Source organism: Moraxella bovoculi (assembly GCF_000988745.2).
In the GTDB taxonomy this organism is placed as follows: domain Bacteria; phylum Pseudomonadota; class Gammaproteobacteria; order Pseudomonadales; family Moraxellaceae; genus Moraxella; species Moraxella bovoculi.
This window is the reverse complement of the sequence record NZ_CP011381.2, coordinates 812,909-832,938: the sequence shown is the minus strand read 5'-3', so window position 1 is coordinate 832,938 and position 20,030 is coordinate 812,909. Positions and strand designations below refer to the sequence as shown.

16 protein-coding genes and 1 pseudogene are annotated in these 20,030 nt (G+C 44.3%); 10 read left to right on the top strand and 7 right to left on the bottom strand.

Annotation, left to right across the window (positions count from 1 at the left end; all coding sequences use genetic code 11):
* Positions 1-455: 455 nt before the first annotated feature.
* Genes cas4 through AAX10_RS03740 form a run of 5 tightly spaced genes read right to left on the bottom strand, consistent with a single transcriptional unit; the run spans position 456 to position 7,143 of the window.
* Positions 456-1,067 carry a CRISPR-associated protein Cas4 gene (gene cas4 / locus AAX10_RS03760; protein ID WP_080947022.1) on the bottom strand — a complete coding sequence of 204 codons (612 nt, stop codon included), beginning with the start codon at positions 1,065-1,067 and terminating at the stop codon, positions 456-458.
* Positions 1,057-1,899 (bottom strand): type I-C CRISPR-associated protein Cas7/Csd2, encoded by an 843-nt coding sequence (gene cas7c, locus AAX10_RS03755; protein ID WP_080947021.1) that lies wholly within the window; start codon positions 1,897-1,899, stop codon positions 1,057-1,059. Before cas7c ends, cas4 begins: the two co-directional genes overlap by 11 nt.
* Positions 1,900-1,917: 18 nt before the next feature.
* Complete coding sequence (gene cas8c, locus AAX10_RS03750; RefSeq protein WP_046699873.1) at positions 1,918-3,951, bottom strand: type I-C CRISPR-associated protein Cas8c/Csd1; 2,034 nt, start codon at positions 3,949-3,951, stop codon at positions 1,918-1,920.
* Complete coding sequence (cas5c, locus tag AAX10_RS03745; RefSeq protein ID WP_046699872.1) at positions 3,948-4,685, bottom strand: type I-C CRISPR-associated protein Cas5c; 738 nt, start codon at positions 4,683-4,685, stop codon at positions 3,948-3,950. Before cas5c ends, cas8c begins: the two co-directional genes overlap by 4 nt.
* A 22-nt stretch (positions 4,686-4,707) precedes the next feature.
* Complete coding sequence (locus tag AAX10_RS03740; RefSeq protein WP_036362182.1) at positions 4,708-7,143, bottom strand: CRISPR-associated helicase/endonuclease Cas3; 2,436 nt, start codon at positions 7,141-7,143, stop codon at positions 4,708-4,710.
* Positions 7,144-7,270: 127 nt separating this feature from the next.
* On the opposite strand from AAX10_RS03740, the gene mnmA reads away from it, so the two are divergent.
* Positions 7,271-8,431 carry a tRNA 2-thiouridine(34) synthase MnmA gene (gene mnmA / locus AAX10_RS03735; protein WP_046699871.1) on the top strand — a complete coding sequence of 387 codons (1,161 nt, stop codon included), beginning with the start codon at positions 7,271-7,273 and terminating at the stop codon, positions 8,429-8,431.
* Between the two features lie 130 nt (positions 8,432-8,561).
* Positions 8,562-9,950: an adenylosuccinate lyase gene (gene purB, locus AAX10_RS03730; RefSeq protein ID WP_046699870.1), complete on the top strand. Its 1,389-nt coding sequence runs from the start codon at positions 8,562-8,564 to the stop codon at positions 9,948-9,950.
* Positions 9,951-10,074: 124 nt separating this feature from the next.
* Here the strand turns inward: purB and AAX10_RS03725 are convergent, their stop codons facing one another.
* Positions 10,075-10,290 (bottom strand): hypothetical protein, encoded by a 216-nt coding sequence (locus AAX10_RS03725; protein ID WP_036362172.1) that lies wholly within the window; start codon positions 10,288-10,290, stop codon positions 10,075-10,077.
* 317 nt (positions 10,291-10,607) lie between these two features.
* On the opposite strand from AAX10_RS03725, the gene alaS reads away from it, so the two are divergent.
* The 8 genes and pseudogenes from alaS to dusB all read left to right on the top strand — a co-directional run bounded on the left by alaS (position 10,608) and on the right by dusB (position 17,901).
* Positions 10,608-13,271 (top strand): alanine--tRNA ligase, encoded by a 2,664-nt coding sequence (alaS, locus tag AAX10_RS03720; RefSeq protein WP_046699869.1) that lies wholly within the window; start codon positions 10,608-10,610, stop codon positions 13,269-13,271.
* A gap of 112 nt (positions 13,272-13,383) precedes the next feature.
* Complete coding sequence (locus tag AAX10_RS03715) at positions 13,384-13,770, top strand: carboxymuconolactone decarboxylase family protein (protein ID WP_046699868.1); 387 nt, start codon at positions 13,384-13,386, stop codon at positions 13,768-13,770.
* Positions 13,771-13,989: 219 nt separating this feature from the next.
* Positions 13,990-15,276, top strand: a complete 1,287-nt coding sequence (locus AAX10_RS03710) for an aspartate kinase (protein WP_036362165.1) — start codon at positions 13,990-13,992, stop codon at positions 15,274-15,276.
* A gap of 245 nt (positions 15,277-15,521) precedes the next feature.
* A pseudogene (csrA, locus tag AAX10_RS03705) lies at positions 15,522-15,689 on the top strand (carbon storage regulator CsrA); the annotation flags it as partial.
* Positions 15,690-15,785: 96 nt separating this feature from the next.
* On the top strand, positions 15,786-16,127 hold the full coding sequence (locus AAX10_RS03700; RefSeq protein ID WP_046699867.1) for a HopJ type III effector protein: 342 nt from the start codon (positions 15,786-15,788) through the stop codon (positions 16,125-16,127).
* Between the two features lie 272 nt (positions 16,128-16,399).
* Complete coding sequence (gene rpmB, locus AAX10_RS03695; RefSeq protein WP_046699866.1) at positions 16,400-16,636, top strand: 50S ribosomal protein L28; 237 nt, start codon at positions 16,400-16,402, stop codon at positions 16,634-16,636.
* Positions 16,637-16,678: 42 nt separating this feature from the next.
* Positions 16,679-16,834, top strand: a complete 156-nt coding sequence (gene rpmG / locus AAX10_RS03690; protein ID WP_003659281.1) for a 50S ribosomal protein L33 — start codon at positions 16,679-16,681, stop codon at positions 16,832-16,834.
* 65 nt (positions 16,835-16,899) lie between these two features.
* A complete protein-coding gene (gene dusB, locus AAX10_RS03685; protein WP_046699865.1) occupies positions 16,900-17,901 on the top strand; it encodes a tRNA dihydrouridine synthase DusB in 1,002 nt (333 codons plus the stop codon).
* A 103-nt stretch (positions 17,902-18,004) separates the two neighbouring features.
* Here dusB and recD read toward each other — a convergent pair whose 3' ends face one another.
* The gene (recD, locus tag AAX10_RS03680) at positions 18,005-20,023 is read right to left on the bottom strand and encodes an exodeoxyribonuclease V subunit alpha (protein ID WP_046699864.1); all 2,019 of its coding nucleotides are present in this window, start codon (positions 20,021-20,023) and stop codon (positions 18,005-18,007) included.
* Positions 20,024-20,030: the final 7 nt, after the last annotated feature.

Sequence of the window (20,030 nt, the reverse complement as noted above, 5' to 3'; positions counted from 1 at the left end):
ACCTAAATCTAATTCAGAAACTAGATTTGTCATAAAAACCATCAAAATTGTCAATAAACCCAAATAGTCAATAGGATTTCACTTGAGAAAATACTTTAACAACACGAAGGTGGGTAATATCACAAGAAATATTATTAAAACAAGACTGCCATCACCTTGATATTTTAAAGAAAAAATACCATTTGCTTTTTTCTCAAGGTGAATCAAACAGTTTTTATGTGATTTTTGGATTTTACTCATAAAATATCCTAAGCTAGAATTTACTAATAGCAGTTCAAAAGCATACAGTCCTAGATTTTTCTACTCCTTTGAACCAAATCAAAGAGCTAAAAAGCCATCATAACTTAATAAGTTCATCATGACCGTTTTTACGAGCATACTTCTTGAACCAGTATAAATAATTATTCTACACCAGAAAATTACATCATTCAACAAAAATCTTCTTTGAATATTTTTTATATGAAAATCTCAGCCACATACCCCACCGACTTATCTTTCCCAAACACTTTTGGTTCACAAATATCCATAAGTGAACACGCCTTACAGCGTTTGTCATAAATTGGCAATGGCGTTTGTCCGCTTTGGAGTATGGTGCGAACGCTGTCAATGGTCGCCAGCGTTTTTGCACGCAGTTCATCATCAAAGACCACCGCCAAGCGATGACGGGTTTTGCCATACCACAGCGAGCCACTTGCCACTGTCCGCCCTGTCATCTCTTCTAGACACATCGCTTGCGAGCAAAGCTGAATCTTATCCATGTCGGTAGGCTTGGGCTTGCCGTGCTTATATTCAACAGGGTGCATGTCGCCATTTTTGGATACCTCCACCATGTCAAGCACGCCTGATATCCCGAGCGTATTCGATAAGACGCGTACACTTCGCTCAAAACGGGTGCCTTGACGAGTTTCACGCTCACCGCCATCCACCCGCTCATGGAGCAGTTTGCCTTGTGCGGTCAGATAATTCTCCGCCCATGCTTGTTCATTGTGAATCAAGGCGCATTGACGCGGGCAAAAGGCGTAATGTTGCAGGGCGGAGAGCAAGATAAGGCGTTTATCAGAATCCATCAATTTCTTCTGGTTTTAGCCCTGCTAGGTTGTTTAGCTCATAACTGCCGTCTGCCTTTACGCTTAGGCTGGCGTGTACTTTTGCCGATGAGTATTGTCCTGCTTTGCAGTTATGCTCCCACCAGATGAGTTTGACAACTTGCATAGACCCCTCGGGGCGAGCCGATGACGCATCGCCTTCAAAGAGCTTGACAAGCACGTCTTTGATTTTTTGGGCATCGTCATCACTAAATCCCGTCCGCTCGGCAAGCTGTGGCGACATCGCCCCAAACGCCACATACACGCCCTTATCCACACGGTGTTTCATGCCCATGGTATCGGACGCTTTTTTGGTGCCGTCGCCCTCGCCACTCACGCTTTTGGTGATTTGGGTGCTGGTTACGCTAACAGGCTCAACGCTAAATGCCGACTGAATGCTCACAGGTCCACGCACAGCAATGGATACACCCGAACCTTCATCGCTTTTGCCAAAGGCGAACACTTGCCCAAAACTTCTCACATCAAACCATTTCTCACAGGCTTTTTTGGCGGTTTCATCACGACTTGATTTTTTGGCGTTAAATGCGTCCGCCCCCAAGCCAACTTCTTTATCTTTGGCACGATTGGCAAGGCTTGTCATGCCGTCTGTCTTTTTCTCATCGGATTGCACAAAAATGCTCTCGCCAGCGTCCTGCAAACGGTCTCGGATTTTGCGTTTTAGGCAGACATCAGTCATCTCGCCAAAGCCCTGAAAATCGGTGCGTGGGCGGTTGCCGTTTAGTGGGTCGCCATTGGGGTTGGCGTTTTGCACTTGAATGATAAGGGCAAAATCAATTTTTTTGGTTAAGCTCATAAGATACTCCTGTTGGGATTATTCGGTTTCGTTGTCTTGATTGGTTTGGTCAGTTTGGGCAGATTTGGTGCGATATGCCATTTTTTGGCTGTGATAGCCAAGTAAAAATTCGCCGTCCAATGGCTTATCTAGCCAAGTTTTGTCGCCGTCTAGGTTGTTTAGGGCAAAGACGATTTCATCAATCTCTTTTTCACGGTTTTTCAAAAAGCCCATGTAGCGGTTATTACGCAAGCGATTTTTGTAGGAGTCAAGCCCCAGCTCAATTTGAAGCCATGTACTAAGCGGTCTTGTGGCAAAGCGTTGCATATAGCGTTCGGCATTGGTTGAGCGGTTCTCATCCGCAATTTGCAAGGCTTTACTTTCTAGGGCTTCTGCCACTGCCAACAGCCGACCGAATAAATAATCTCGTGAACGATTTTCTTTGTCTAAATTCATGTCATAAATTCTCCGTTGTGATAAATCGTGATGACGGGCTCGCCAGCCTTTATATAAAGCACAAGCAACCCCGATATTGCGTTGCCATTCCCAATTTTCACAGCCGTTGGGATTGCAGGCAACCTGAAAACTTTTTTGCACCAAATCATAAGGGATTGGCACGTTTTGACCGCCTGCAATCACAGGCAACAGGCGAGCATAGAGCTGTTTTTTTAGATTGTCGCTTAATGACACGCCATAGACCGCCTGCCCAATCACAAAAGGCGAAGGTGGAACGACTGCCCAAAGCGTTCGTTTTTTATCAGATTTTTTGACATTGGGGTTTTCGATGCTGTGGCGTTGATACCAACAAAAATCATCTATCCAAGCATCCAAATTGGCAAAATAATCACTGGGCAAAAATTCTTGATAATAAGTCAATGCCATACGACCGGGGGTCGCAGAATCAAGCATGAGCAGAGAAATTTGCTCATGTTCGGCCAATCTGGCTTGATAACCGTGCAATTTTTTCTTGATAAAATAAGACGCTTTACGCCCAAAGTCTGCCGACCAGTCTTTATTGCTTGATAAGTTTTGCTGAACATCTTGCTGAGTATTTTGCTTAGCATCTTGCGGTGTCTCATCAGCAGTAATATCAAGAGCGTCAATATCATCAACATCAATTTGACTAAAATAATCCAACAAAGGCGACGGCACCTCTTGTCTGCCAACCGCCCAAGCAACCGTTACCTGCTCACCATTACGAATGCCTTGTCTGGCGATGAGCCAGCGTAATGCACTGTGTGCCTTCGCCGACACGTCAGCCGAGATACTTGCCGATTCTTCTGCCAAGACAAACCGCCCACGATAGGTATAACCTGCCGTGTCGTTCGATGAGATGAGTTTGGCTTTGTCGCCCGTATGTCGCAACTTGGCAGGGTGCATGGTTGCAATGGCAAGCATCTCGCCTTTTACCAAACAAAAACCCTGCTCACTGTCTGCAGACGACAAATATTCTGCCCAAGATTGCCAAATGTCGCTGTCCGTCCAAGTATCCGCTTGGACATCGCCTGCCACTTCAACACGCCAACACACCAAAGCCGACCCAAATTCAATCTCGCCTTTGGTTTTTGTCAATACCGAAAAAATAGCAGGAGCTTCGCTTGATTCGTCCCATTTGCTAAGAACTTTGCCTTGTGCATTCACGGGCAACACGCCTGCTTGCACCAAATCAGAAACAACCTTGCCTTTTTTGACATAATTTAGCACCGCTTGGACTTTTGGGTGAGCAAAAGGACTGTCACACCACGCTTTTAGCTGTGCCAAATAGCCGTCAAAATAGGCTTTTTTATTACCGCCAAACACTGGATAATCTTGGGCGACGTATTGTAATTTGTCCGCCAATGAGTGTGGGGCTTCGCCACTGGTGCGGTTTTCTGATGATTCGGTAGCAGGTAGCATAATGGCGGTTTTGGCGGGCATGACACTTGCTGTCAAAAAATCACCATTGCCATTGATAGTAATGACAATATGGGCGGTTTGCTGAGTATGCCCAATGGGTGTCAAGGGCGTATCATCATCAGATGATTTTGATGAGACCGCCTCATAAGTCCGATAAAGTTTTTGTATCCAGCTCATACATCAAGCTCCCCAGCCTCACTCTCCACGGGCTTGACATTCTCACCACGCTTAAAGGGCTTTTCAGGTTTCATCTCACGGATAAAGCGAGTTTTTAGCACATTATCATTAACACTTGGGAAATCAATCACGCCATACGCCATATTCGCTTGCCAAAAACGGCTGACAAGCTCATGTTTGCCCGTCTCCTCAGGATAGCCAAAGCTATGAAACATCAGCCCAAAGTCCAAATTATCAATCTCATCATAAAACCCTTGCCCCGCCCCAAACTCACACGGCTCAACATACCCTTGACAGTCTCGAGTTCCCAAAAAGATGTCTTGTCGTCCGCCACGTTCTAGCATTCGCTTGGTAATGGCGGTGTGCTTGCCTGCATTGCGGTCATCTTTTAACTCGTCCCAATTCTCATTCCAAGTAAAATACGCCTGCACCTGATATTCCACATCTTGCAAAAATGTATAAATGGCAAGCGTATTACCGCCATTCCAGTCTTGGGGTTTGGTAGATTTGCTTTGGGTGCGAATGGGTTTGATGACACGAATTTTATCTATATGCCAAATGATTGTAGGCTTCCAATACACGCTTTTTAAAATGCCTTTTATGGCTTCATAAGTGGGTACTTGGTAGGTAAATTTCTCACCGCCAATCTTGGTAATGGGGTCGGTGAATAACGCTTGCCTACCCCATACTCGTAAGCTAAACAGCTCACTTTTAAATGTATTGCAATTAGTCATATCATACCTTTTTTATTGCGTTTTAAAGATTATAAAAAGTCATCTCGCCTGTTTCATCAAGCGACAACCCATAATTGTCATCATGATATTTATCGTCCAAATAATAAATACCCAAACCTGCTTGAACTTCATAAATGGCGCGATTATCCATAAGCTTTTTAAATACATTGGGGAATACATTCACGCTATATTGCTGAGCATCTGACAATGCCTGATACATTTGTTTGGGATTCCACGCACCGCATAATTGAGCGATAATCTCTTTTCCTTTATTATAAGGCACAATAACAGCACGAGTGGGTGCATCAATGACATTAAAAAACTGTCCTGCACTTTTAAAAGATTGCATGAGTAGCGGAAATGGTTTGGTGCGTTTGTTATTTTTTGGTGTATAAATATTTTGGCTATTGTCTGACAACCAATCTAATAAATTGCCCAATGTTTGATTTTTATCTTTGATGTCATAACGCATCTCATCACTTCGATTATAAAAATAATAATTAAAATATTGATTCATAGCATTGGGTTGTAAAATATCTTGATCGTCAAATTCACGCAATACCCTTTCGCCACATAATTGCCCTTGATAAATATCGGGCAATACTTTTTCAAAACTCGGCTCTTTTAAATTTAAAACAAAAACTTGCCCTTTATTTTGTTTTTCGCCATGACGATTACAGCGACCGCCAGCTTGGGCAATGCTATCTAATCCGCCTAATGCCCGAATGACACACGCAAAAGAAATATCCACACCCGCTTCAATAAGCTGAGTACTGATACAAATAACAGGTTCGTTATTTTTTAGGCGGTGTTTGATATTATCAAAAATAGCCCTGCGATGAGTCGAGCATTGATTGGTGCTTAGATGAAATAGGGCTTCTTTTGGGACATTATTTTTTTGACAATATTGATATAAGTCTTTTGCCCATTGCTTGGTATTGACAATAAATAGACAGCTTGGAGTTAGATTAAATTGCTTTAATAAAAAATCACCTGCATCATCTATGTCATAACCGCCGACTTTTGGATGATAAGTTATCTGTACTCGTGATAAATCATCAAATAATTGATTTAAATTATCCAAGCCCATAAGTTCATGATTGTCTGATAATTTGATTTGCCCTAACTGTGAATTTTTTAATTGATGTAATAAAGGCTGGGTTGCCGTGCATAAAATGGCACTGCTTTTGCCAAATTGATTGAGCCAATTTAATGCATTGCAAAATAAATGCACACATTTAATCGGCAAAGTTTGGATTTCATCAAAAATCAACACGCTATTTGTCATGGCGTGAACATGGCGCACGCCCCGAGTACCAGCACCAAACCATGCATCCAAAAATTGCACCATTGTGGTAAACACAATAGGTTTATCCCAATTTTCGGACAACAGTTTGTCTTGCCAGTTTTGTTTGTCAGGTTCGATGTTACAGTGATGTTCTAATACCCAATCATCACCCAAAATATCACGCACGGTTTTGGCGTTTTGGTCGATAATAGAGGTATAAGGAATGATGTAGATAATGCGGTCGAGATTGTGTTTTTTGGCGTGATGAAGTGCATAACGCAGACTGGCTAAAGTCTTGCCTCCGCCTGTGGGTACGGTTAGGGTGTAAATGCCTTGTGAGTCATTGGCACGGGATAGGCAAGTCTCCGAGATGTCTTGGCGAATTTTATCAATGGGATATTGGATGGTAAAATTTGCCAAATGTGTTTCTAATAAATCAATGGCTTGTTGCCAATTGGGTTTTTCATCAAAACGGCGTAAAGATTTTTGGTGTTCACGCTCAAAATCTGCACTATTGATACGGTCAGCATCAATCAAACAACTAAATAAAAACCGAGCAAAACATCCTAAATAAAATTCTTGGATTTTTGAGTTATTTTTAATATCAGTATTTTTAAAAATTGGTAAAATAAATTTTAGGCATTCTTTGATAAGATTGTCATTAACCAAAGCATGGGCTTTTTGTAAAATTTCTGTATCGGCTTTTGATTGACATTCGGATAAATGCGTTAATTCATCTGATTTATCAAAACGGCGTTTCCAATTTAATTCACCGTCAGGCGTTAAACAATCTATCAACCCCAATCCATGATGAGACGCAATACACAAACCAAGTATTTGCCCAATTAATTCACCAATGCCATTTTTGGTATCGAATTGACGTAAATTTTGATAAACCCACTGAGCCCCTGCGGTAGAATGATCAATCTTCTTGCCATTGGGCAGAACATAATCATTGTCTATATCAACATCTATACCTGTCATTGCCCGAATATATTCTTGAAAATCTTGTGAATATTTACCAAAATCATGCATAAGACCCAATAATTCACCCGCTTGCGATAAATTCAATTTACCTGCTAATACACGAGCGATTTGGGAAGTCTCAATTAAATGCGTTTGAAGCGATTGAATGGCTTTGTCGGATTTACGAATATGGGCAATGCACATGCTTAGCTCCTTGCATATTTACTTTATAGTATATCACCAAAAAATGCCTTCATCAACACGCCCAACACCTTGAAAATAAATCCCAAAACCCCATATAATGGCAAATTTAATTTAGTAAGATAACAACATGAACACCACCCCCTACCGTCTGTCCGATGTCGCCCAATTTCACAACAAAAATCCCAATCAAATCAAAGTCATTGTAGGTATGTCTGGCGGCGTGGACAGCTCAGTGTCAGCAGTCCTGCTAAAAGAAGCAGGCTTTGATGTTGAAGGCTTATTCATGAAAAACTGGGAAGAAGATGACGGCACCGAATACTGCACCGCCATGACCGACCTAGCGGACGCCCAAGCCGTTGCCGACAAAGTGGGCATAACGCTCCACACCGCCAACTTTTCGGCGGAGTATTGGGACAATGTCTTTGAGCATTTTTTGGAAGAATACAAAGCAGGTCGCACACCAAACCCTGATATTTTGTGCAACAAAGAAGTCAAATTCAAAGCCTTTTTGGACCATGCCTTGACACTTGGGGCGGACTACATCGCCACAGGGCATTATACCCGCCGAAGTTTTGAGACGCATGGCAAGGCAAGCCTACTTCGTGGGCTGGATAATAACAAAGACCAAAGCTATTTTTTGCACGCAGTAGGGGGCGACAAAATCACCAAAACCTTATTCCCCGTGGGCGAACTTGAAAAAAGTGAAGTTAGGGCAATCGCCGAAAAATACGAGCTTGCCACCGCCAAGAAAAAGGACTCAACAGGCATTTGCTTTATTGGTGAGCGTAAATTCAAAGACTTTTTACAAACCTACCTGCCTGCCAAACAAGGCGACATTTATACCGATGATGGCATAAAAATTGGCACGCATGACGGACTCATGTACTACACGCTTGGGCAACGCGGGGGCATTGGCATTGGTGGCGTGACAAACCGCCCCGAAGAGCCGTGGTTTGTCTTGCACAAAGATTTGGTAAATAACCGCCTAATAGTCGGGCAAGGGCATGACCACCCTTGGCTACAATCCACTAAACTTAACGCTTATAAATTGGACTGGGTAACAGGCGAGCCACCCCAAATCCATGACAACGGACTAAAATGCACCGCCAAAACCCGCTATCGCCAACCCGACCAAACTTGCACCGTTTTTGCCACCGATACAGGCGTGCGTGTGGTCTTTGATGAGCCACAGCGAGCCGTTACCGCAGGGCAGTCTGTCGTGTTTTATATTGATGACGTGTGTCTTGGTGGGGGCGTGATACAAACAACCAACGCCCAAATCAATTAAACATTACAAAGAGCCTTGATGGCTCCTTTTTATTAACCCGTTATAATCGTGCGCTTTGATGGTTTAAATAAATCTGACAATTTGATATAATCACCCAACTCTTACCCCTACCCAACATTAAGGAAATTCCATGTCGTTATCCGCCCTAACCGCCCTATCCCCCCTTGACGGTCGTTATGCATCTAAATGCGATGCTCTTCGCCCTTTTTTGTCTGAATTTGGACTGATTCACGCTCGTGTCACTGTTGAGATCCGCTGGCTACAAGCCCTTGCCAATCACCCAGAGATCAGCGAGATCGCACCATTTAGCAAGGCTACCAATGACAAGCTAGATGCGATTGTGGCGAATTTTAACGAAGATAACGCCCTGCGCATCAAGGAAATTGAGCGCACCACTAACCACGACGTTAAGGCGGTGGAATATTTCTTAAAAGAGCAGATTGCTGACATTGATGAACTTAAAGATGCTGGCGAATTTATCCATTTCGCTTGTACGTCTGAAGACATCAATAACCTATCGCACGCCCTTATGCTAAAATCAGGTCGTGATATCTTAGCTGAATCGATGCAAACCATCATCGATGAAATCGCCAAGCTGGCAGACACTTACGCTGCCACGCCGATGCTGTCACGCACACATGGTCAGACGGCAAGCCCTACCACGCTAGGTAAAGAAATGGCAAACGTGGCATATCGCTTGCACCGCCAATTAAAGCAGTTCAAGAATGTAGAACTGCTTGGCAAAATCAACGGCGCCGTTGGTAACTATAACGCTCACCTGTCCGCCTATCCAAGCATCAACTGGGCGAAGCACTCTCAAGGTTTTGTTGAGAGTCTAGATTTAACCTTTAACCCTTATACCACACAGATTGAGCCGCACGACTACATGGCGGAACTGTTCGATGCACTGCGTCGTTTTAACACCATCTTGGTTGACTTTAACCGTGATGTGTGGGGCTATATCTCGCTGGGCTATTTTAAACAAAAGCTAAAAGACGGTGAAGTTGGTTCATCTACCATGCCACACAAAGTAAATCCGATTGATTTTGAAAACTCAGAAGGCAACCTTGGCATCGCCAACGCAGTTCTTGCTCATCTCGGCGAGAAGCTGCCTATCTCACGTTGGCAGCGTGACTTGACTGACTCGACTGTCCTTCGTAACATGGGTGTGGGTTTTGCTCAGAGTCTGATTGCTTTTGAAGCATGCTTAAAAGGCATTGGCAAACTTGAAATTAACGAAGCCCGACTGGCTGAGGATCTGGACCAAGCGCAAGAAGTGCTGGCAGAACCTATCCAAACCGTAATGAGACGCTACAACGTCGAAAAGCCATACGAGAAACTAAAAGCACTGACTCGCGGACAAGCGATGACTCGTGAGATGATGGTGGGATTTGTCAATGGTGATGAGCTGGTAGCTGTTCCTGCCGATGAGCGTGCACGCTTGGCTGAACTGACCCCAGCAACCTATATCGGCAATGCTGATGAGCAGGCGAAGGCATTGAAGGATTATTTGAAATAATCCCATAAAAAATGACGGTCACATGATCGTCATTTTTTGCTTACTTTTCACCTATTTTTAACAACAAAAAACACGGTCATACAGAACCGTGTTTTTATATTTTTAGATGAAAATCTTAACTAAATTACGCTTTAGGCGCTCTGTCTGGCGCACCTGTTAGCGCACTAATTTTTTTGGTGACAGCCAAGGCGATCGGCAAGCTAATCAATATGCCCACAATCACCGAACCAATGATAAACTTACTGCTGTCATAGCCTGTCACGAAAGCAACAATCATCAATACACCAATCGCAACGGTAGACGCAATCGATAACATGGCTGTGAATAATGGAATATTCATGGCAATTCCCCAAAAAAGTTACGGAATAAAATTGATATGTTATTTATACACCTTTTTTGCACAAATGTTAAGTGTTTTTCACAAAAAATCCCTAAAATTTTTGTTAATTTAAAAAATTCATAAATTTTCGTTAAATGGTGCGTGATTTTGGAGAAAATTCGCTTTAATTTGACGTGGTTTATGCTAAAATTAGACGTTTGTTATGACGCTTAGTGATTTTAAGCTTAGTAACAATCTAATTGCAGATTTATTAATCAAAAGAGCCAAAAACTTTTAAAAAGCACGATTTATTTGCCATTTTTTGCCAAGGATTTATTATGACTCATCTCAAAAAGACCCTACAACTAAACGAAGTACGCCAAGCTTTTGTTGATTTTTTTAATACCAAAAATCACACGCACGTTGACTCCTCATCACTCATCCCTCATAACGATCCCACCCTGCTGTTCACCAACGCAGGCATGAACCAATTCAAAGATACTTTCTTAGGTCTTGAAAAACGTGACTACAACCGCGCCGTCACTTCCCAAAAATGTGTTCGCGCAGGTGGTAAACATAACGACCTTGACAACGTTGGCTACACCGCTCGCCATCATACGTTTTTTGAGATGCTCGGCAACTTTTCTTTTGGTGATTATTTCAAGCAAGACGCCCTAAAATTCGCGTGGGAATTTTTGACCAGCGAAGATTGGCTTGCCCTGCCAAAAGACCGATTGTACGTCACCGTTTATCATACCGATGACGAAGCTTATGACATCTGGCATAAAGAAATCGGTCTTGATCCATCGCACATCATTCGTATCGGCGACAAAGGCAAGCAGTACGAGTCTGATAACTTCTGGACAATGGGCGATACAGGCCCTTGTGGCCCTAGCAGTGAAATCTTTTATGACTATGGCAAGCACGTTGAAGGCGGACTACCTGGCACCCCCGAAGAAGATGGCGACCGCTATGTCGAAGTATGGAACTGCGTATTCATGCAGTTCGACCGCCAAAAAGATGGTACGCTAGAGCCGCTGCCAAAGCCTTCAGTCGATACAGGCATGGGTCTTGAGCGCATCAGCTCAATCATGCAAGGCAAACAAGGCAACTATGAAGTTGATCTTTTTGTTAATCTGATGGATGCTGCTGCCAAAGTGATTGGCGTACCCAATACTTACGAGCCGTCATTTAAGGTTGTTGCCGATCACATCCGTGCTGTGTCGTTCTTGATCGCTGATGGCGTTCGCCCAAGCAATGAAGGTCGTGGCTATGTGCTGCGCCGCATCATTCGCCGCGCCGTACGTCATGGCAATAAGCTTGGCGCAGAAGACAACTTCTTCTATCAGCTCGTGCCTGCACTGGTCAAGGAGATGGGCGACGCTTATCCAGAACTGGCTAAAAAGCAAGAACACATTCAAGCCATCATCCTAAAAGAAGAAGAGCAATTCGCCAAAACTCTGGCGCAAGGTCTACGTCTGCTATCAGGCGAGCTTGATAAGCTTAATTCAGGTGATACATTATCAGGTGAAACCGTATTTAAATTATACGATACTTATGGCTTCCCAACCGACCTAACCGCCGACATCGCTCGTGAGCGTGACATGAACATTGATGAAGACGGCTTTGAAGCATTGATGCAAGAGCAGCGTGAACGTGCGCGTGACGCAGGCAAATTCGACGTGGATTATACCGCCGCCATCAAGGTGGATAGCCGGACCGAGTTCGTCGGCTATGGACTGGCTCAGCACGACAGCCAAATCATCGGTTTATATCAAGATGGTAAAGAAGCCAGCGAACTTATCGAAGGTGATGAAGGCGTTATCGTATTGTCAGCCACGCCATTTTATGCTGAAGGCGGTGGTCAAGTGGGTGAGCTTGGCGAGATCAGCACCGAATCAGGCGTGTTCGAAGTGCAAAACACCAAAAAATCAGGCAATGCCATCATCCACTACGGCACCGTAAAGATGGGCAGCATCAAACCAAACCAAAGCGCGCACGCTCAAGTGATCGAAGACATCCGCCGCGCATCTGCCAAGAACCACTCAGCAACCCACCTACTACACGCGGCATTACGTTCTGTACTAGGCACAGGTGTTGCCCAAAAAGGTTCATTGGTATCATCAGAGGTATTGCGCTTTGACTTCTCGCATGATAAGCCGATCAGCCAAGAAGATCTACTAACCATCGAGCGCATGGTTAATGAACAAATCCAAAAAAACAGCCCTGTGCAAATCGAACATCTGCCAATCGATGAAGCCATGAAAAAAGGCGCGATGGCACTATTCGGGGAGAAATATGGCGAGACTGTGCGCGTGCTCACCATGGGCGAGAATGCTGATAAGACGCCGTTTTCTATCGAGCTATGCGGTGGTTTGCACGTGGTTCATACTGGTGATATCGGTCTGTTTAAGATCGTTGCTGAAAGCGGTATCGCTGCAGGTGTGCGCCGCATCGAAGCCCTAACTGGCATGGGAGCGATTCGCTACGTTCAACAAGGCGAATCTATTCTGGGCAATCTTGCCACCAATTTCAAAGCAAAACGTGGCGAGATCGAAACGCGTGTGACCAGCCTAAGTGAGCGCAGTCGCGAACTCGAGAAACAGCTAGAGAAATCCGAGCAAAAACTTGCCAGCTATCAAGCCGCCAGCCTACTTAGCAGCGCAATCAAGCTTGATAATGGCGTAAATCTACTAGTAACGAAAGCTGATGGCATCGACGGTAAAGCCATTCGCGGTCTGATGGACACTGCCAAATCACGCCTTGATAATGCCGTCATCGTTCTAGTGGGTGAGACGAACGACCTAGCACTAGCGGCAAGTGTCGCCAAGGGTCTGACAGATAAAGTTAAAGCAGGTGATATCATTCGTCATCTGGCCGCAGAGCTCAGCGGCAAAGGCGGCGGCAAGCCAGACTATGCTCAGGGCGGTGCTGAGAAGTCGGATAAGCTAGGTGCTGTACTAAGTGCATTGAAAGCCAATTTGAGCGATACATTAGCATGATCCATTCTGGATTGGTTGATGAGGGCAATGGCAAAAGCTTAATTATTATTGATGTCGGTAGATCATACTGATTGCAAATTTAAGTTAAATTGATATATCAGTGGAGCGTTCTATGTCAAACGGTAACAATACCTACAATGATGGCATTGCCATGCGTAGAGCTGTGATGGGCGACGCTCATGTCGAGCGTTCGATGAGCAATGTTACGCCCTTTACTGCACCTTTGCAAGAATGGATCAATGAGCACGCTTGGGGTTCTACTTGGCAGCGCGGTGTACTTGACAACAAAACACGCTCCTTGGTTACGATGGCTTTTTTGATCGCTCAGAAGTCACCAACCGAGCTCAAGGGTCATATTCGCGGCGCGATCAATAATGGCGCCAGTGTTGAAGAAATCCAAGAAGTACTACTGCACAGCTTGCCTTATTGTGGCGCACCAGCTACCCAAGAAGCTTATCGTGCAGCGGTTGAGATTTTGACAGAAATGGATAAAATCTGACAGATCTAGCAGAAGCTTGTGGCGATATTTTGATCATTTGAAATTATCAGAACATCAACATTAAAGTCATCCGAATGATTAAACCATACTAAATAGACAGTGATTCATTAATTTTTTTTGATGAATTTATCAGTTTATTTTAAGAATGATTTGGATTATAATTTTTACAATTTATTGAGAACCTTTGGGTTTTCTATTAGCAATTAAAAGGCAGACACAATGGCGTTAATCGTACAAAAATACGGCGGCACCTCAATGGGTAACACCAGCCGCATCAAAAATGTCGCAGCCCGAGTTAAGCGCTGGCATGACCACGGACATCAAGTTGTGGTTGTGGTATCAGCGATGAGTGGTGAAACAAACCGACTGATTGCTCTGGCTCATGAAATCAGCAATGATCCAGATGCACGCGAATATGATCAAATGGTTGCTACTGGAGAACAGGTTTCTATCGCCCTACTTGCCATGGCGCTAAAAGACCTAGGCTTAGATGCCAAATCAATGACTGGTCGCCAAGTCGCCATTAAGACCGACACCACACATACCAAGGCGCGCATTGAGCACATTGACGCTGACAATCTAAAACGCGAACTTGCCGATGGTAAAGTTCTGATCGTGGCAGGTTTCCAAGGTGTGAACGAACATAATGACTTAACGACACTGGGTCGTGGCGGTTCAGACACAACAGGTGTTGCGATTGCCGCTGCCATCGGTGCTGATGAATGCCAAATATACACCGATGTGGACGGTGTATACACCACCGACCCACGAGTTACCTCAAAAGCCAGAAAACTCTCAAAAATCACTTTTGAAGAAATGCTAGAAATGGCATCTCTTGGTTCAAAAGTATTGCAAATTCGTTCGGTAGAATTTGCAGGCAAATACAAAGTGCCTTTACGAGTGCTGTCAAGTTTTGATGAAGGCACTGATGGTGCATTTGATGGTGAATTTAAACAAAATGTCGGTACTTTAATTACCGTTGACGAAGGAGATGATATGGAACGTGCCGTAATCTCAGGCATTGCCTTTAACCGCGATGAAGCCAAAATTGTATTGCTTGGCGTGCCAGACCGCCCAGGCATTGCATCTGCCATCCTAAGCCCAATCAGTGCCGCTAACATCGAAGTGGACATGATTATCCAAAACATCTCTGAGAACGGTGTGACTGATTTTAGCTTTACTGTACCTCGTGGCGACTATGATAAAGCCCTAAAAATCCTAAACGAGAAAGTAAAAGACGACATCGGTGCAACCCAAATTGTTGGCGATGATAAAGTTGTCAAAGTATCGATTGTTGGTGTGGGCATGCGCTCTCACGCAGGCGTTGCTAGCAAGATGTTCGACACACTGGCATCTGAGAACATCAACCTACAAATGATCTCAACTTCTGAGATTAAAGTTTCTGTACTCATCCAAGAACAGCACCTAGAAAAAGCTGTGAAATCACTACACACCGCTTTTGGTCTAGATCGTGAAGATGGTGAAAGTAAAGTTGCTGGCCTATAATTGCCTGACAACCGATGGAATTTCAATCAAATAATTGCTTAAAATTCCATCAACAATAGTAACGATTTTAGCATGGTTGTAAATCATTAATAAGAAAAATTTACATAACTCATTCTAAAAACTGCTGACAAAATACCCAACGCGCCTTATAATAGCAACTTGGGTATTTTTTATTTTTGTGTGAGTGAATTTCAACGTATATCGTAATCGAGTTTACTTTATTTTTATAGTGCAAGGAGCTATTTATGTTAATCCTAACTCGCCGTGTTGGCGAAACTTTAATGATTGGTGATGAAGTCAGCGTAACCGTTCTTGGTGTCAAAGGCAACCAAGTTCGCCTAGGTGTGAAGGCCCCAAAAGACATCGCTGTTCACCGCGAAGAGATATATCAGCGCATTCAACATGAGCGTTCTATGCAGGCACACATGAGCCACCTAGAACAAGGCAACTTCGCACCGCCATCATTCGATGATGATGATTACTTCAACCGATAATTGCAGGATGACATCATGACCACGAGTATCTCTGCTATGCTAAATGGCATCGAAACAGGCGCACTAAGATTCGCTGACGTGATGGCATTCATCGATGGCAATTATGACTACACGCCTGTTGAATTTAGCAATGGCGAAGTTGTGAATGCAGCTGGCACCAACGAAGGTTCTGCCAAAGTATTTAGCCTAGCCAAGCTGCACGGATTGAATCAAGTGGACACGCTAAAACTTTTCGCTGAGTATTATCAATCTGTATTGGACAATCCTGACGGCACTGATCATGCCAATATTCGTAATTTTATGCATTATGGTTGGCAAGGCATCGGACTTCAAAAGAACGCCCTAACCGCTCGTTAATGCTTAACATTTGATTTCAACTATTAAATAAATGCTAAAAATCCCAAATTAGATAGAATTTACTTGAAATTCGAGTAAATTTGCTATATAATTTGGGCTTTAATTTTTCTGCCATTTCTTGATTGTTGTCGCCTTTAACAACAAAAAAGAATGGTGTAACCTTATAGTTTGGTCAAATTTGTGCTATGTCCATACCATTTATAAGGCACCTTGTCCAAACGGCGCACCCGATACCGCTCAATATCCGCGCCATGTATTATTAGGAGTTCACCATGTCTCGAGTATGTCAAGTGACTGGAAAGCGCCCGCTAATGGGTAACAACGTATCACACGCGAACAACAAAACCCGTCGTCGCTTCCTACCAAACCTACACAACCATCGTTTTTGGGTAGAGTCTGAGAACCGCTTCGTACGTCTTCGTGTATCATCTAAAGGTATGCGCATCATTGACAAGCACGGCATCGAAAAAGTGCTTGCCGACCTACGCGCACAAGGTCAAAAAATCTAATTTTAGATTTTTCCATTTAGATTAAGTTTTAAGGACACGATCATGAGAGATAAAATTAAACTAGTTTCTACCGCTGGTACTGGTTATTTCTACACCACTACTAAGAACAAGCGTACCATGCCTGGCAAAATGGAAATCAAAAAATTTGATCCAAAAATTCGCCAACACGTTCTATTCAAAGAAGCAAAAATCAAGTAATTTTGCTTTAATGATAAAAGGACCGCCATTTTGGTGGTCCTTTTCTTAGATCTTTAGGTTTGGCAATGACAACACACCCCCTACTAACGCCGCTCAATATCGGCAATCAAACCATCGCCAATCGGCTGATCGTCGCCCCAATGGCAGGCGTTACTGATAATCCGTTTCGAAGACTATCCAAGTCATTTGGCGCAGGTCACGCAGTCAGTGAAATGATCATCGCTGATACTGCTCTATACGCACGCAAAAAATCACTTTATCGTGCTAATTTTGACGGTGAAATTGCGCCCATCTCTGCTCAAATCGCAGGCGCAGAACCTGACAAGCTTGCCGAAGCGACTCGTTTTCAGGTGGCTAATGGTGCGCAGATTGTTGATATTAACATGGGGTGCCCTGCCAAAAAAGTCTGCAAAAAACTGGCAGGTTCGGCATTACTACAAGATGAAATCCTGGTAAGACAGCTATTAGAGGCCGCCGTAGATGCTGTGGATGTGCCTGTCACCCTAAAAACTCGGCTGGGCTTCGCCAACGGTCAAGAAAATATCCTAAAAATCGCCGACATCGCCGAGAAAGCAGGCATTGCTGCCATTGCCATCCATGGGCGCACCAGAGAGGATTTTTATACGGGCGAGGCACGCTATGACCTTATCAAGCAAGTCAAACAACAAGTCAAAATCCCTGTCATCGTCAATGGCGACATCGACAGCCCACAAAAAGCCAAAGCCGTCTATGAACTAACAGGCGCGGACGCCATCATGATCGGACGCGCCGCTCAAGGCAAGCCGTGGATTTTTCGTGACATTCATCATTACCTACAAACAGGTGAACTTCTTGCGTCGCCTAGCATATCAGAGCTTCGCGAGATTGTACTTACTCACTTAGAAGAGCTATATCAATTCTATGGTGAATATTCAGGTTGCCGCATTGCTCGTAAGCACATCGCCTGGTACACAGGTGGTTTGCCCAACTCCAACGCCTTTCGTGAAGCGATGTACAGCAAAGACACCACTGCTGGGCAGTTTGCTGTTGTGGATGAATTTTTGCGCAATCACGACATGACTCAGTAAATTGAATGCATCCTAATCAGATCAATGCAAATTTAAACCAGACATTCGTTTGAAATCAGATAAAACAATTACACCATCAAAATTATAGTGCAGCTAGCGCCAATCACAATTTATGCAACAACCCAAGTCCTGTAGTACGGACGGTTGGCGTTTTGATGGCGATGTCTAGCGCAGTAGGTGTGGCATAAATCTGCACACTGTCTTTGGCTCTCGTGACAGCAGTATAGATCAGCTCTTTTGACAGCAGTCGGCTGTTAGAATCATCAAAAACCACCGCCACTGCATTAAACTCCGAACCTTGCGATTTATGAACAGTCATGGCGTAGGCTGTTGTCACCGTCTCGCCACCCAGAACACTCACAGAGACTTTCTTGAGTGTCGCGCCATCAAAATACACGAACAAATCGCCATTTTCTTGGATGCATACACCAATGTCGCCATTGAACAAGCCCAAATCATATCGGTTGGTCTGCACCATCACCACTCGCCCATGATACCATGGCAGCGTCCATGTAGAGGTGCGCAGTTCATCGCGATGCTTCTTGGCGATGTATTCATTGATCATCACATCGCCCGCCACCCCGACATGCGATGCCGTGAGAATGCGATAGCGATTCAGCTCATCGATTAGCACTTTGATTTGATTGTTTTTTTGGTCATCGCTGTATCGGTTGATTTGTCTTAGTAGATTTTTACTTTGCTCAAAATATGCGGAATAAGGCTCGATTAACTTTTCTAAAAAGTCCTTATAATGCTGTAAATTGACCCATGATAAATTCACCTCACTCTCTATTAACGCCTCAATCTGTGGCAAGGCGCTGCCCTTTGCATTATAGTCATTGATGAACGTCGCCAATTTACCCACACTCGATGTGGACGTAAAGCGAGTTGACTCCGATAAATGCACACGAGATTGTTGTAGCTTATCCACACGGCAAAGATCAGCAAGCACCGCCCCTGCTTCCACCGCTGACAACTGATGCGCATCCCCAAGCAGTATCAATCTGGCACCCGTCTTGACTGCTGCCAGCAGCGAACAGGACAGCTCCGCACCCAACATGGATGCCTCATCAATAATAATGATGTCTTGGGACAGTGGATTATATTCATGGTAGCGCGGACTGCCATGACGACCGATACCAAGCAGTCGATGGATGGTTTTTGGCTCTGGCAGATCGATTTGAGCGCCATTTAGTGATTTTTGTAAAGACTCGCCCATACGCTGAGCTGCCTTACCTGTAGGAGCTGCCAACGCTAGGTTAATTTGTGGGTTTTGGCGAAGCAGTGCCAGCACAATCTGAGCCACCGTATATGTCTTACCCGTGCCTGGTCCGCCTGTGATAATGGCAAATGGCGAGCAACTCACCAGCTTAACGGCCTGCTCTTGTGCAGCTTTCATACCTTTTGGCAAATCACTCACATCGAATTGCTCGACTCTCGCCCCCAAGATACGCTCAATGTGATGCATCGTCATGCGCTCAGCTCGCCATGCTCTATTTGACCAGATATATAACTCGCCAGAATCACCTCGTTTTATCATCAATGGCGTGCCAATGGTCGGCTTATGTTCAAAGTCAGCAAAATATATACTATCAGCCAATAACGTCACAAACCGCTCAAAATCATCATTCAGCTCATGACTCACACCATCAAATACCCTAAGAACCGCCATGAATAATAAGCTTAGCTCAGCTGGTGAAGCGCTAAGGCGTGGCGACTTTAGCAGTGCCTGCTTGAACTCGTGATGTTGTCGATTAAGATAATTAGGCAGTTCATGAGGTGACTGTCTGCGCAGTTCACCCATCTCATCAAAATAACGCTCAAACTCAAGTGGGCTTTGCCCATCTTTAAATTGCCCTGCCAAGGACATCATCGCAGGAGACAACAGTGTCGCCTGCCAATGAGACAGCCCTTTGATGTCTGATGGCGTACCATCATTGGCAACCATCATCACAGTATGCCCCTCATCCAAGGCAAGCATGCTGTTAAAATTCAGCACAAGGAATACATCAGATGCCAATGAATCGTACTGATATGGCAAAACCATTCCCTTGCCCTCATACCAATCGGCATTTGCCCTGATGCGACTGGTGATGTAATGACTGATCGCAGTATCGTTCATGGTGTAT